11 protein-coding genes and 1 pseudogene are annotated in these 14,334 nt (G+C 71.5%); 2 read left to right on the top strand and 10 right to left on the bottom strand.

Annotated elements, in window-relative coordinates; all coding sequences use genetic code 11:
- Positions 1-11: 11 nt before the first annotated feature.
- The 8 genes and pseudogenes from AB5J55_RS22930 to AB5J55_RS22895 all read right to left on the bottom strand — a co-directional run bounded on the left by AB5J55_RS22930 (position 12) and on the right by AB5J55_RS22895 (position 8,396).
- On the bottom strand, positions 12-425 hold the full coding sequence (locus AB5J55_RS22930) for a DUF3151 domain-containing protein (RefSeq protein ID WP_369272462.1): 414 nt from the start codon (positions 423-425) through the stop codon (positions 12-14).
- 226 nt (positions 426-651) lie between these two features.
- The gene (locus AB5J55_RS22925) at positions 652-2,133 is read right to left on the bottom strand and encodes an MFS transporter (protein ID WP_369272461.1); all 1,482 of its coding nucleotides are present in this window, start codon (positions 2,131-2,133) and stop codon (positions 652-654) included.
- Between the two features lie 75 nt (positions 2,134-2,208).
- On the bottom strand, positions 2,209-3,231 hold the full coding sequence (gene fbaA, locus AB5J55_RS22920; protein ID WP_369272460.1) for a class II fructose-bisphosphate aldolase: 1,023 nt from the start codon (positions 3,229-3,231) through the stop codon (positions 2,209-2,211).
- 179 nt (positions 3,232-3,410) lie between these two features.
- Positions 3,411-3,959, bottom strand: a complete 549-nt coding sequence (gene pyrE / locus AB5J55_RS22915) for an orotate phosphoribosyltransferase (RefSeq protein ID WP_355842601.1) — start codon at positions 3,957-3,959, stop codon at positions 3,411-3,413.
- A 10-nt stretch (positions 3,960-3,969) separates the two neighbouring features.
- Positions 3,970-4,767 (bottom strand): aldose 1-epimerase, encoded by a 798-nt coding sequence (locus AB5J55_RS22910; RefSeq protein ID WP_369272459.1) that lies wholly within the window; start codon positions 4,765-4,767, stop codon positions 3,970-3,972.
- Positions 4,768-5,067: 300 nt separating this feature from the next.
- On the bottom strand, positions 5,068-5,979 hold the full coding sequence (locus tag AB5J55_RS22905) for an SRPBCC domain-containing protein (protein WP_369272458.1): 912 nt from the start codon (positions 5,977-5,979) through the stop codon (positions 5,068-5,070).
- A gap of 124 nt (positions 5,980-6,103) precedes the next feature.
- Positions 6,104-7,746, bottom strand: a pseudogene (locus AB5J55_RS22900) (polyamine aminopropyltransferase).
- A 92-nt stretch (positions 7,747-7,838) separates the two neighbouring features.
- Complete coding sequence (locus AB5J55_RS22895) at positions 7,839-8,396, bottom strand: DUF2617 family protein (RefSeq protein ID WP_369272457.1); 558 nt, start codon at positions 8,394-8,396, stop codon at positions 7,839-7,841.
- 777 nt (positions 8,397-9,173) lie between these two features.
- Here AB5J55_RS22895 and AB5J55_RS22890 point away from each other — a divergent pair.
- Positions 9,174-10,364 carry a pyridoxal phosphate-dependent aminotransferase gene (locus AB5J55_RS22890; RefSeq protein ID WP_369272456.1) on the top strand — a complete coding sequence of 397 codons (1,191 nt, stop codon included), beginning with the start codon at positions 9,174-9,176 and terminating at the stop codon, positions 10,362-10,364.
- A 115-nt stretch (positions 10,365-10,479) separates the two neighbouring features.
- On the opposite strand, the gene AB5J55_RS22885 is transcribed toward AB5J55_RS22890, so the two are convergent.
- Positions 10,480-11,007: a YbjN domain-containing protein gene (locus tag AB5J55_RS22885; RefSeq protein WP_328425384.1), complete on the bottom strand. Its 528-nt coding sequence runs from the start codon at positions 11,005-11,007 to the stop codon at positions 10,480-10,482.
- A gap of 136 nt (positions 11,008-11,143) precedes the next feature.
- Between AB5J55_RS22885 and AB5J55_RS22880 the strand changes: the two genes are divergently transcribed.
- Positions 11,144-11,638: a hypothetical protein gene (locus AB5J55_RS22880; RefSeq protein WP_369272455.1), complete on the top strand. Its 495-nt coding sequence runs from the start codon at positions 11,144-11,146 to the stop codon at positions 11,636-11,638.
- A 75-nt stretch (positions 11,639-11,713) separates the two neighbouring features.
- Here the strand turns inward: AB5J55_RS22880 and clpB are convergent, their stop codons facing one another.
- Positions 11,714-14,311 carry an ATP-dependent chaperone ClpB gene (clpB, locus tag AB5J55_RS22875; protein ID WP_369272454.1) on the bottom strand — a complete coding sequence of 866 codons (2,598 nt, stop codon included), beginning with the start codon at positions 14,309-14,311 and terminating at the stop codon, positions 11,714-11,716.
- Between the last annotated feature and the right edge of the window lie 23 nt (positions 14,312-14,334).

Raw genomic sequence — 14,334 nt, 5'->3', positions numbered from 1 at the left:
AGGCGCGGTGGCTAGCCCAGGGTCTGGGCGGCCGTCGGCGAGGAGTCCTTCAGGAACTGTGAGCAGCGCTCGTACTCCTCCTGCTCGCCGATCGCTCCGGCGGCGCGGGCGAGGGCGTGCAGGGCGCGCAGGAAGCCGCGGTTCGGCTCGTGCTCCCAGGGGACCGGGCCGTGGCCCTTCCAGCCGCTGCGGCGCAGGGCGTCCAGGCCGCGGTGGTAGCCCGTACGGGCGTAGGCGTACGACTCCACGACGCTGCCGCGCTCGAAGGCCTCGTCGGCCAGCTGGGCCCAGGCCAGGGAGGAGGTGGGGTACTTCGCTGCGACGTCCGCGGGGGCGGTGCCGCCGGCGAGGAGCTCGCGCGGCTCGGGGTCGTCGGGGAGGTGAGTCGGGGGCGGGCCCCCGAGGAGGTTTTCGTGAATGGCCATGGGGTCAAGTGTGGGCCATCGCCGGAGGCCGTGGGTGTCGTGTCATCGCCCCGCCGCCCTACCCGTCCCGTCCGCCAGGGGCTGCCGCCCCTTCGACCCCCGCCCCTGAGGGCCTGCGGCCCCCCAGATCCCCGCTATCGGCCCTGAACGGGCCTCGTCCTCGAACGCCGGACGGGCTGAATCATGCGGGCCGGCTCCGGGAGGCAGAGCCTCCCTGCACTCGCGACTACCCCTCGCCTTCCGTCGGCACCCGCGACTTGCTCCGCACCCCCTCCAGCGGCGGCGAATTGATCGAGCCGTGATGGAGGCATTCCGGCTTGCGGCAGTCCGGGGGCAGGGGGCGTACCGTCGCGAAGGCGATTGCCGAGCCGACGACCAGCGCCCCGGCGCACCAGAGCATCGCCCGCCCGAACGCGGTGTCGAAGGCGTCCGGCGAGCGGTAGGCCTCCTCCCCCATGCCGGCGAGCAGCGGCAGTGCGGCCACCGCGATCAGGCCCGCCGCTCGGGCCGCCGCGTTGTTGATGCCGCTGGCCAGGCCCGCGCGGGCGACGTCGACCGAGGCGAGGACGGTGGCGGTGAGCGGGGCCACGAGGGTGACCAGGCCGACACCGAGGACGAGCACGGCGGGGAGCACGTCGGCGACGTACGAGGCGTCCCGGCCGACGCGCAGCATCAGCAGCATGCCGACCGCGCAGAGCAGGGGCCCGACGGTGAGCGGGATGCGTGGGCCGATCCGGTCCGCCAGCGCGCCGGAGCGGGCGGAGAGCAGCAGCATCAGGACGGTCGTCGGGAGCAGGGCCGTACCGGCGCCCAGGGCCGAGTAGCCGGAGACGACCTGGAGCTGGAGCGCGGCGAGGAAGAAGAAGCCGCCGAGAGCCGCGTACACACAGAGGGTGACGAGGTTGACGGCGGTGAACTGGCGGGACGCGAAGATGCCGAGCGGCATCATCGGATCGGACCGGTGCTTCTCGACGTAGACGAAGGCGACCCCGGCGGCCACACCGGCGGTCGCGGACACGGCGACGACCACCGAGCCGTCCTGGGCCTCGATCAGCGCGTACGTCACCAGGGCGAGGGACAGGGCGCCGAGGACCGCGCCGAGGACGTCGAAGCCGCCGTGCTTGCCGCCGTCCCCCGACTCGGGGACATGCCGTACGGCGATCGGTGCGCACGCCAGCGCCAGCGGGACGTTGAGGAGGAACACCCAGCGCCAGCCGGGCCCGTCCACCAGCCAGCCGCCCAGGAAGGGGCCCACCGCCGCGCCCACGCCCCCGAAACCCGACCACAGTCCGACCGCCCGCGCCCGGTCGTCGGGGTGGAAGGACGCCTGGATCAGGGCGAGGGAGCCGGGCGTGAGCAGCGCGCCGCCGATCCCCTGCAGCGCCCGCGCGGCGACGAGCACCCCGGCGTTCGGGGCGATCCCGCACAGCAGCGAGGCCAGGGCGAACCACACCACGCCGATCACGAAGATCCGGCGCCGCCCGTACCGGTCCCCCAGCGAGCCGCCGAGCAGGATCAGCCCGGCCAGCGTGAGCATGTACGCGTTGACGGTCCACTGGAGCGCGGCCAGGTCGGCGTCGAGGTCCTCGCCGATACGCGGGAGGGCGACGTTGACGACGGTCGAGTCCAGCATCGCCATGCTGGAGCCGAGGACGGTGGTGAGCAGGATCCACTTGCCCTGCGGTGAGGCCAGCCGGACGTCAGGCATGCTCCCAGGTATACAGCGAGCCCGGCACCGTAGACAGGCGCCGGGCTCGGAGGTGTCCCGGGAAGGACCGGAAAACTACTTGATCCTCGTACCCGTCGAGCGCAGGTTCGAGCAGGCCTCCGTCACGCGCGCGGCCATGCTCGCCTCGGCGAGCTTGCCCCAGGTGCGCGGGTCGTAGGTCTTCTTGTTGCCGACCTCGCCGTCGACCTTCAGGACACCGTCGTAGTTCTGGAACATGTGGGCCGCCACCGGACGCGTGAAGGCGTACTGCGTGTCGGTGTCGATGTTCATCTTGACGACGCCGTTGTCCAGCGCGGTCGCGATCTCCTGGGCGGAGGAGCCGGAGCCGCCGTGGAAGACGAAGTCGAACGGGGACGCCTTGCCGTACTTGGCGGCGACGCCCTCGTTGAGCTCCTTCAGCAGCTCGGGACGGAGCACGACGTTGCCCGGCTTGTACACGCCGTGCACGTTGCCGAAGGACGCGGCGAGCAGGTAGCGCCCCTTCTCGCCGAGACCGAGGGCCTCGACGGTACGGATGGCGTCGTCGACGGTCGTGTACAGCGAGTCGTTGATCTCGTGCGAGACGCCGTCCTCCTCGCCACCGGTCGGGGTGATCTCGACCTCGAGGATGATCTTCGCGGCGCGGGCGCGCTCCAGCAGCTCCTGCGCGATGGAGAGGTTGTCGGCGAGGGTCTCGGCGGAACCGTCCCACATGTGCGACTGGAACAGCGGGTTCTCACCGCGCGCGACGCGCTCCTCGGACACGGCGAGCAGCGGGCGTACATACCCGTCGAGCTTGTCCTTCGGGCAGTGGTCGGTGTGCAGGGCGACGGTGATGTCGTACTTCTTGGCGACGATGTGCGCGAACTCGGCCAGGGCGACGGCGCCGGTGACCATGTCCTTGCTGTGCTGGCCGCCGAGGAACTCCGCACCACCCGTGGAGATCTGGATGATGCCGTCGCTCTCCGCCTCCGCGAAGCCGCGCAGGGCCGCGTGCAGGGTCTGGGAGGAGGTCACGTTGATGGCCGGGTAGGCGAACTTGCCTGCCTTCGCCCGGTCGAGCATCTCGTTGTAGACCTCGGGGGTTGCGATGGGCATCTGTCCGCTCCTTGGAGTGTGCGGGTTGACGTACTGCGTACAGCGTTCTTCTTTACGGCCCTGACCTAGACCTCGATTGCGACGTCATCGTCGGCATCGCCGGGGCCATCTTTCCATGACGAACCGGGATGCTCCGAGTGCCTGTCACCAGCCGAGACGGACGTCCGCCTGGGCCGAGGTCAGTCGAGCCCCAACTCGTCCTTGGAGAACGCGAACAGGTACGGCACGCCCGCACCTTCCTGGATCTTCTCGGCGGCGCCGGTGGCCCGGTCGACGATCGTCGCGACGGCGACGACCTCGGCGCCCGCCTCGCGCACGGCCTCGACGGCGGTGAGCGGCGAGCCGCCGGTGGTGGAGGTGTCCTCGACGACGAGCACGCGCCGCCCCGCGATGTCCGGCCCCTCGACCCGCCGCTGCAGCCCGTGCGCCTTGGCGGCCTTCCGCACGACGAAGGCGTCGAGCCGCTTCCCGCGCGCGGCGGCGGCGTGCAGCATCGCGGCGGCGACGGGGTCGGCGCCCATGGTGAGCCCGCCCACCGCGTCGAACTCCAGCTCCGCGGTCAGGTCGAGCAGCACCTGCCCGACCAGCGGAGCGGCCTCCCCGTCGAGGGTGATGCGCCGAAGATCGACGTAGTAGTCGGCTTCCAGCCCCGAAGACAGGGTCACCTTGCCGTGCACCACGGCCTTGTCCTTGATCTGCTGCAACAGCGCGCCACGTACGTCAGTCATGCCGCCCAGCTTAGAGGCGCCGCCAGCTCCAGACGGTCGCGGCCTCGAGCGGCTCCAGAGGCGTGACCAGGCGGGGCAGGGTGTTCAGCCCGTTGGGCGGCCCGGTCTGCGGCTCGACACACACGGCCGCCTCCTGCTCGTCGTACACGACGACCCACTCCTCCCGGCCGGCCACCTTCAGCTCCAGCTGCCCCGGCCAGGTGAGCGTCACGTCGACACCGCCGGGCATCCCGAAACAGTCGTCCCAGGGCCCGGGCCGGGGATCGATCCGGTTCCCGGTGGGCAGATGATCGTCACCACGCTCTTCCTGCCAGGCGGGGCTGAAGTCGAGCAGCACGTCCTGGGCGCCCTCTCCGCCGAGGTTCCGGTTGAACCAGGGATGCCAGCCGATCTGAGCCGGGAAGGACGTCTCGTACGTCTCGACGGACATGGTGAGGCTGAGGCTGTCCGGGGTGAGCGCGATGACGTGGGTGACGCGGCCGGCGTAGGGCCAGGGCTCGACCAGGTCGTACGTGATGACGGCCTCGTCCCCGGCGACCCTGGCCACCTTCCAGGCGCCGTCGCGTGCCGTGCCGTGGATGGCGTGCGGCGGGGCGTTCAGCGGCATCTGCCGCACGACGGCCCCGTCCAGGAACCGCCCGTCCCGGATCCGCCCACACCAGGGAACCATCGGAAAACACCCGAACCGCTCCCCCTGCCGCAACAACTCCGTCCCCCCGACCCGAAGCCCCCCGACCCGCCCACCGTTCCCCGGCAGCACGTCCACCTCCGCGTCACCCGCGGTCAGCGTGATGTGTTCGTTACTCACGGGGATGACCCTACTGGGGCGATCAAGCCTGCTGAACCGGGCGGAGCCATCCCAGACGGGCCGCGGGCGGCATCCCCTTCTCGACGCCGGCCCCGGCATTCCAGCCCATCCGACGTTCGAGGCCGAGACACCGCCACCCCCAACCCCCACCCGCTGTTCCAGCCCGTCCGGCGTTTTGAGGACGAGGCCGTTCAGGCCGAAGCGGGGGTCTGGGGGCAACAGCCCCCAGGGGGCGGGGTCGAAGGGGCTGCGGCCCCTGGAGGACGGGAAGGGCAGGGGCGGGGGGGCGAAAAAACGCCCTCAACGGCGCCGCCGCAACGCCCGCCCCACCACAATCGCCGACGCCACCACAATCGCCGCCGCCGGAGCAGCCCACCGCAACGTAGAACTCGGCACGACAGTCTGCGGCGCCGGCACCGGCGCATACCGCCCCCGCGGCGGCGCGTGATCCACTTCCTCCGCGCTGCGCCCGATCATCGTCCGCCGAGCATGAGCCGCCTCGGCCACAGGAGCCTCACCGTCCCCGGCCTCCGCCTCGGCCTCCGGTTCGAGCGCCGGCGGCGGAACCTCGGCGTCAAAGACGGACGCCTCCTCACCACCCTCACCGGAATCCGACCCCGGCGCCGAAGCCGAAGCCGGCCCGGGCGCCGCAGCGTCATCCGCATCCGGCGTCGTCTCGAAGTCACTGGTCACCCGGGTCTCGAACTCCCCAGGAGCCAACCCCTCCAGATCCTCGGAGGCACCCGCTTCCTGCCCCGCCCCCGGCGACGCAGCCTCCCCCGCCACAATCCCCAACTGCTCCCCGAAACGGTTCAGCAACCGACCCACGGCAGCGCCGACCGCCTCCGCCGAGAACTCGGCCACCCGTCCGTCCGCCGAAGCAGTCCCCGCGAACCGCACGGTGGTCCCGCCCTCGGCCTCAAGGACCCGCACCGTGAGCGCGAGCTTCACGACCCCGCTGCCCCGCACCTCGGTCGCATCGCCCTCGACGGCGTAGGCGGACGCACCGTCACCGTCCTCCTGCGCAGAGACCCGTACGGCGCCCCGGTACGTGATCGTGTGACCACCGACGCGCACCTTCAGCCGCCCGGCAACGGGCTCGGCCCCGGCGTCCTGCTGGAGCCCGGGGACCGCCCGGGCAACCCGTGCGGGATCGGCCAGCACCGCCCTGAGCCGCTCGGCCGCAACCGGAACGAACACCTCATGCTCCATGGGGACCGAGCCTACCCAGCATGGCGTGAACCGCACCCACACATCCGAGGATTCCCACCGCAAGACCTCCCGCCGGGCGTACCCTCCCCGCCCCGCACGAGAGCCCTGCCCCCCACCACCCACCTCAGTACCGCGGATGCACCAATGTCGACGCCCCCAACCCCCGACCCGCGTCCCCTCGGCCGCCCGCGCATCCCCCGCCAGCCCCTGCCGCGTCAACGTCCCGGGCCGCGGCGCCCCCTCCCCCGCCCCGAGCCGCAACGCCGGACGCTCGCCACGGCCCGCCAGGATGAACCCCCAGTCGTGCGGTGCCCGCGTCGGGCCCGCCGAGCGGTCGGGGCCCGCCGCAAAACCGGAACCGCGGCCTCGGACGCAGTACGGGGCGGTCCGCAGGCCCGCGGCCCGCAGTGTCGCGTCGACCGTCCAGAAGACGCGGGGCCGGGTCGAGACCGGGCCGGCGTGCACGGCCAGCAGGCCGTGCGGGGTCAGGGCGCGCCGGGCGAGGCCGTAGAACTCCTGCGAGTACAGCTTCGTGCTGGCGGTGATGCCGGGGTCGGGGAGGTCCGAGATGACGACGTCGTACGTCGCCGGCGGCGCCGCCCGCAGCCAGCGGAAGGCGTCGCTGGTCATGACGTGGACGCGGTTGTCGTCGTAGGCGTGGTCGTTGAGGTCGGCCAGCGGAGGATCCCGGCGCGCCAGGCTCACCACCCCGGCGTCGGCCTCGACGACATCGACCCGGTGCACCCCGGGATGGCGCAGCACCTCGCGCGCCGCCAGCCCGTCCCCGCCGCCGAGGATCAGCACGCGCGTGCGCTCGCCGCTCATCACGGGGTGGACCAGCGCCTCGTGGTAGCGGCGTTCGTCCTGGCCGCTGACCCGCAGGCGGCCGTCGAGGAAGAGGTTCAGGGGGCGGCCGTGCGTGCCGCCGGTGATGACGACCTCCTGGAGGTCGGTGTGGAGTGCCACGCGTACGTCCCGCCCGTAGACCGCATGCCGTGCCGCCCGTTCGAAGTCGTCGACGAGTACGGCGGCCGAGGCGAGCACGCCGAGCACGGCGACGTTGGCGACCACCAGCAGCCACCGGGCGCGGCGGCTGAGGTCCCCGCGGAACAGGCCGAGGACCAGCGCGCCGCCCACGACGGCGTTGACGGCGCCGGTGATCAGCGCGGAGGTCAACTGGCCCAGCAGGGGCAGGAGCAGGAAGGGGAACGCGAGGCCGCCGACGAGCGCGCCGACGTAGTCCGCGGCGAACAGGTCGGCCACCGCGCCGCCCGCGTCCTGGCGCCGGATGCGCTGGATCAGCTCCATCAGCAGCGGCACTTCGGCGCCGATCAGCAGGCCGATGATGAGGGAGAAGGCGACGAGGAGACAGCGGGGGCCGTTGGCCCACAGGCCGCCCCAGTCGCCGGTCCAGGCGAAGACGGCGTAGAGCGCGAACGCGCTGCAGCCGCCGACGAGGGCGAGTACGGCCTCGATGGCCCCGAAGCCGGCCGCGGCGTACGGACGCAGGCGTTTCGCGGCGAGGGAGCCGAGGCCCATCGCGAAGACCATGACGGACAGCACGACGGAGGCCTGGGTGACCGAGTCACCGATCAAGTACGAGGCGAGGGCGACGAGTTCGAGTTCGTACACGAGTCCGCAGGCGGCACAGACGAAGACGCCGGCGAGGACCAGGAACCGCCCGGTCCCCGGCCGGACCGGAAGCCGTGCGGGGCCACCCCAGGGCGGTGTTGTGCCGGGCGGGGCGGGGGCGTGCGGCTCGATCACGTTGCCGACGGTACGTTACGCCTGCGGCACGCTTCGTCACCCACACGTGTGTTGTTGAGGTGGGGGACGTTTGCGTCGCCATTACCGGGGGCTCAAGCGCCGGACGGGCTGGACTGCCTGGACCGGGGTCTGAGCGCGGCCGCCACTGTCCTCACCCCCACCCTCGTGCGCGTCGCCACCAACTGCCCGTCCTGCGGGTACGCGTGCCACGTCCGCCAGTGCACCTGCCCCTCGTGGTGCTGGGCCAGCATCGCGGTGAAGGCGTGCGGGCTGCCGGGGAAGACGCCGGCGAGGCCGTGCGGGTGGTCGGAGACCAGCGCCAGCAACTCCTGTGCGCGACCCGCGAACTGACCCGGCGACAGGATCTCCACCCGGGCCGCGAACTCGTACTCCCAGTCGCCCGCCCGCTTGGCCACGCCGAGCGGAAGGGGCGTGCTGCTGCCGGGCATACAGGCCACCGTCTCCGAGCAGATGCCCCGGTCCTCCTCCAGGAGTACCTGGTGGGACGCGCCGAGCAGTCGCAACTGGAGCTTCGTCCCGGTCAGTTCGAGGTCGAGCGCGGCGAGCGCGGGCAGCGGCTCCCGCCCCAGGGCCCAGGCGAGGTCGGCCGCGCGCGTGTCGGTATAGGCGGTGTTCAGGGTCGTGAGCATGGGTCGGCTCCGCAAGCACGCAAAGAAAAAGGGGAGGTTTCGGTCTCCGGCGGCGAACCCCGGCCGACACCGGGAGTCGACCCGGTCAGCCCAGTCGGCCGGTCAGAAGGGGTGTCCGCGGGACGTCCGAGAGGCTGCGTTGGTGTTTCAGGGAATCATGAAGTGTGGCGCCGCCACAGCGTTTTTACCCAAGTTCGTAGGGTTTCCATCCCTCAGAGGGCTTATCAGCTCAACTGTTCAACTCCGGCGTACGCCTCTGAGGGCGGGGCGTGCGCCGGTACGCCCGGTGAACACGAAAGCGGGGCCGGTCCCAGGTACCCGGCCCCGCTCCATACGGATGCGGTTCCCCCTGCTCGGGGAGCTCAGCTGCCCCGTGTCAGCTGCCTCCGCCACCGCATCCGCCCCCGCCGCCCCCTCCTCCGCAGGACGACCCGCCTCCGCATGACGAGCCGCCCCCGCAGGACGAACCACCGCTGTCTCCCCCGCCGGCCCACCAGCTGCTGCTGCCGCCGCTGTCGTGCGAGCGAGTCCTGCGGCTGTGTGAGCGGTTGGCCGATCGTGAGCCGCCGCGCACGGCGGACACGAAGATCAACACGAAGACCACTGCGACCAGCGCCAGAACGAACCCTGTGATCATGGCGTCAGCCTCCTTCCGTTCCCCCGAAGCGGACCGTGGCGTCCCCCCGTGGGCGCCTCCCGCTCGGTGCGTGGGAGGGAGATGCCCGGCCGCCTCACGGCCCAAAGCAGAGTTGAGGAACTCCAGAGCTTGGGCGCAGGATGGCCGGCATGACCTCCAGCTCCCGCCCCCTGCTCAACCGCCGGCTCGCCGAGTTCGGGACGACGATCTTCGCCGAGATGTCCGCGCTGGCCCTGCACACCGGGTCCATCAACCTGGGTCAGGGTTTCCCCGACACGGACGGACCCGAGGAGGTCCGCGAGGCGGCCGTACGGGCCCTGCGCGACGGGCGCGGCAACCAGTACCCGCCGGGCCCCGGAGTCCCCGAGCTGCGCACCGCGATCGCCGCGCACCAGGAGCGGCGCTACGGCCTGTCGTACGACCCCGACACCGAGGTCCTGGTCACCGCGGGCGCCACCGAGGCCATCGCCGCCGCCCTGCTCGCGCTCGTGGAACCCGGCGACGAGGTCATCGCCTTCGAGCCGTACTACGACTCCTACGCGGCCTGTATCGCCATGGCGGGCGGCACGCGCGTGCCGGTCACCCTGCGCCCGCACGAGGGAAGCTTCCGCCTGGACCTCGACGAGCTGCGCGCGGCCGTCACCGACCGCACCCGGCTGCTGCTGATCAACACCCCGCACAACCCGACGGGCACGGTCCTCACCCGCGAGGAGCTGGCCGCGATCGCTGAGCTGGCCGTGGAGCGGGACCTGCTGGTGGTGACCGACGAGGTGTACGAGCACCTGGTCTTCGACGACGCCGAGCATCTGCCGCTCGCCACGTTCCCGGGCATGCGGGAGCGGACGGTGTCCATCGGGTCGGCGGGCAAGACCTTCTCCTTCACCGGCTGGAAGGTCGGCTGGGTGACCTCGACGCCGGCCCTGGTCACGGCCGTGCGCTCGGCGAAGCAGTACCTGACGTACGTCTCGTCGGGGCCGTTCCAGTACGCGGTCGCCGAGGCGCTCGCCCTGCCCGACGGCTACTTCGCGGCCTTCCGTGACGACATGCTCGTCAAGCGGGACCTGCTGGCAGGGGGGCTGACGGAGGCGGGCTTCGAGGTCTTCAAGCCCGCGGGCACGTACTTCATCACGACCGACATCCGCCCCCTCGGCGAGACGGACGGTTTCGCCTTCTGCCGTGCGCTGCCGGAGCGGGCCGGGGTGGTCGCGATCCCCAACGCGGTCTTCTACGACCACCGGGAGGCGGGGGCGCCGTTCGTCCGGTTCGCGTTCTGCAAGCAGACCGAGGTCCTGGAGGAGGCGGTGAAGCGGCTCAAGTCCCTGGCGGGCTGAGCGCTCGCGCCCGTCCACAGCCTGTGGACGGGCGCGGACAGCACGAACCCGGCCCGGCACGCGACCGTGATGGCCGGTGCCCTGGCCGGGCTCTGCCGAATCCGGGTGTCGAGGACTACTCCTCGTCGTCCTCGGGCTTGTCCGCCTCGTTGATCTCCTGCTCCAGGCCGAGCTGCTCGACGAGCCACTTGTCGAACTCGATGGCGGCCCGCACCCAGCTGACCGTCGACGAGACGAAGTGCTCCAGGCTCACGCCGGTACCGATCAGCATCTGTGCCTCGCCGATCAGGCGGACGGTGCCGTCGTCGTGCGTGTGGCTGTAGACCTTGGGCCACAGGGTCCGGCGGTTCCAGTCGTCGATCGACTCGAGAAGCAGGGGCTTCTCGTCGATCTTGTGGGGCCGGTCGTAGAACGTCCGCACCGAGAAGACCTGCTGGTCACCCTCGCCGCGGAACATGAAGTACGTACGGAACTGCTCCCACGGCGCCGCGAGGTCACCCTCGTCGTCGACGACGTACTTCAGCTCCATCTGGTCGAGGAGCTGCTTCACGAGGTCCTGATCCGGGACAACGGGTCCGGGCGGTGGCCCGGGCTCCGGCTGCTGGCCCCCGAAGTTCGGGATCGAGGACGGGTCGATGCTCACCGTGATTTTCCCTTCGTACGGATTCCGCCATCCTCCCCCATGCGGGGAGGGGGGTGGCAAGCCCGGACAGGGCCTGTCTGCCGTCGGCTGACATGATCTGGCCTGTCGCAACGGACCGGTGCGAAAGGCGGGGGTCATGTCCGGAACACAGGCGGGCGCACAGGAGCGCCGAGGCCGCACCAGGTGGTCGGTGTTCGCCGCGATCGTGGCACTGCCGGGGCTGGTCCTGGCGGGCCTCATGGCCATGGTGGTGATGTGGGTGGTGGCGGACGACCCGCCCCGCTCCGGTGCCGACACGGTCGCTTGCCCGGACGCCCTGCACTTCGGCGGGGCCGAGCTGCCGGACGGCGCCGAGGTGGTCGGGTCGTGCAAGACGCAAGGGTTCCAGGACATCCATTACAGCGCGACCTTCCGCATGCCGCGCGCCGACGTCCCGGGCTGGCTCCAGCAGACCTATCCCGACGCGCCGGCGCCCGGGACGGAGTTCTGCGGCGCCGTGGAGGTGGATCTGTGTCTCGATCTGGACTCCCCGGGCGGCCATCCCGACGCGGGCGCCCACGCGGTGCAGGTGAGGGTGGAGTACGAGGACGCCGACACCGCACTCGTGCGCTTCGCCGCGTTCACCATGTGACCGCGCGACCACGCGACTGAGTGACGACGGCCCGCCCCGGGATTCGGGGCGGGCCGTCCCGCAGCTTCTGCGCGGTTACAGCGTCTTCCCCGTGGCCGGCCCAACGATCAGGCCGTCCCCGAAGGCGTCCACCCGTACCGTGTCGCCGTCCTTGACCTCGCCGGAGAGGATCTCCTTGGCGAGGCGGTCGCCGATGGCGGTCTGGACGAGGCGGCGCAGGGGCCGGGCACCGTAGGCCGGGTCGTTGCCCTCGTCGGCGAGCCAGGCCAGGGCCTCGTCGCTGACCTCCAGGGTGAGCCGCCGCTCGGCCAGCCGCTTGGCGAGCCGGTCGATCTGCAGCCGGGCGATCCGGCCCAGCTCGTCCTTCGACAGGGCCGAGAAGACCACCAGGTCGTCGAGGCGGTTGAGGAACTCGGGCTTGAAGGAGGCCCGGACCACCTCCAGGACCTGCTCCTTCTTCTCCGCCTCACTGGTGATCGGGTCGACCAGGAACTGGCTGCCCAGGTTGGACGTCAGCACCAGGATCGCGTTGCGGAAATCGACCGTACGGCCCTGTCCGTCCGTCAACCGTCCGTCGTCCAGCACCTGAAGGAGGATGTCGAAGACCTCGGGGTGGGCCTTCTCGACCTCGTCGAGCAGCACGACGCTGTACGGCCGCCTGCGCACCGCCTCCGTCAGCTGACCGCCCTCCTCGTAGCCGACGTACCCGGGGGGTGCGCCGACCAGCCGGGCCACGCTGTGCTTCTCGCCGTACTCCGACATGTCGATGCGGACCATCGCCCGCTCGTCGTCGAAGAGGAAGTCGGCGAGTGCCTTGGCGAGTTCGGTCTTGCCGACGCCGGTCGGGCCGAGGAAGAGGAAGGAGCCGGTCGGGCGGTCCGGGTCGGCGATGCCGGCACGGGTGCGGCGTACCGCGTCGGACACGGCGCGCACGGCCTCACCCTGTCCGATGAGGCGCTTGCCCAACTCCTCCTCCATCCGCAGGAGTTTCTGCGTCTCTCCCTCCAGGAGACGGCCCGCGGGGATGCCGGTCCAGGCGGCGACGGTGTCGGCGATGTCGTCGGAGCCGACCTCCTCCTTGACCATCGTGCTCTTGGCGGCCTCCTCCTCGGCCTGCGAGGCCTCCTCCAGATCCCGCTCGAGGGCGGGGATCTCGCCGTAGAGCAGCTTGCTGGCGGAGTCGAAGTCACCGTCGCGCTGGGCGCGTTCGGCCTGCCCGCGTGCCTCGTCGAGCCGTTCCTTCAGCTCGCCGACGCGGTTGAGGGACTGCTTCTCCTTCTCCCAGCGGGCGGTCAGGCCCCGCAGCTCCTCCTCCTTGTCGGCGAGATCGCGGCGCAGCCGCTCCAGGCGTTCGAGGGAGGCCGCGTCGGTCTCCTTGCTGAGGGCCAGCTCCTCCATCTTCAGCCGGTCCACGGACCGCTGGAGCTCGTCGATCTCGACGGGGGACGAGTCGATCTCCATCCGGAGCCGGGAGGCGGCCTCGTCCACGAGGTCGATGGCTTTGTCGGGCAGGAACCGGGAGGTGATGTACCGGTCCGACAGGGTGGCCGCGGCGACCAGCGCGCTGTCCGCGATCTGCACCTTGTGATGGGCCTCGTAGCGCCCCTTGAGCCCGCGCAGGATCGCGATGGTGTCCTCGACGGTCGGCTCGGCGACCAGCACCTGCTGGAAGCGCCGCTCCAGGGCGGGGTCCTTCTCGATCCGCTCGCGGTACTCGTCGAGGGTGGTGGCGCCGACCATGCGCAGCTCACCGCGCGCGAGCATGGGCTTGAGCATGTTCCCGGCGTCCATGGCGGAGTCCCCGCCGGCACCGGCGCCCACGACCGTGTGCAGCTCGTCGATGAAGGTGATGATCTGCCCGTCGGAGTTCTTGATCTCCGCGAGCACGGTCTTCAGCCGCTCCTCGAACTCACCGCGGTACTTCGCCCCGGCGACCATGGCGCCCAGGTCGAGCGCGACGAGCCGCTTGTTCTTCAGCGACTCCGGCACGTCTCCCTTGACGATCCGCTGGGCCAGCCCCTCGACGACGGCGGTCTTGCCGACGCCGGGCTCGCCGATGAGGACGGGGTTGTTCTTGGTGCGCCGGGAGAGCACCTGCACGACCCGCCGGATCTCCTGGTCCCGCCCGATGACGGGGTCGAGCTTGCCCTCCCGGGCGGCGGCCGTGAAGTCGGTGCCGAACTTCTCCAGCGCCTTGTACTGCCCCTCGGGGTCGGCGGTGGTGACGCGTCGCCCGCCGCGGGCCTTCTGGAAGGCCTCCAGCAGCTTCTTCGCGGTGGCCCCCTGCTGGGCGAGCACCTCACCCGCCTGGCCGCCCTTGGCGGCGATGCCGATGAGCAGGTGCTCGGTGGAGAGGTACTCGTCCCCGAGTTCCTCGGCCCGGGCCTGCGCGTCCGCGATCACGGCGAGCAGCTCCCGGTTGGGCTGCGGGGGCGCGACCGTGGACCCGGTCACGCTGGGCAGCGCGGCCAGCGCCTTCTCGGCGCCGGCCCGCACGGAGGCCTGGTCGGCGTCGACGGCCGCCAGCAGGTCGATGATGTTCTCGTTCTCCTGCCCCTGGAGCAGAGCCAGGAGCAGATGGGCGGGCGTGAGGTCCGCGTGCCCCTCGGTCAAGGCCCGGTTACTGGCCGCGTTGATCGCGTCCCGGCTCCTGTTGGTCAGCTCGGCGTCCACGTTGGCGTTCTCCTCCTGTCGTC

The sequence above is a fragment of the Streptomyces sp. R11 genome, assembly GCF_041051905.1.
Lineage (GTDB): Bacteria > Actinomycetota > Actinomycetes > Streptomycetales > Streptomycetaceae > Streptomyces.
Note: the sequence above shows the minus strand (reverse complement) of the source record. Positions and strands in the feature narration are given on the sequence as shown.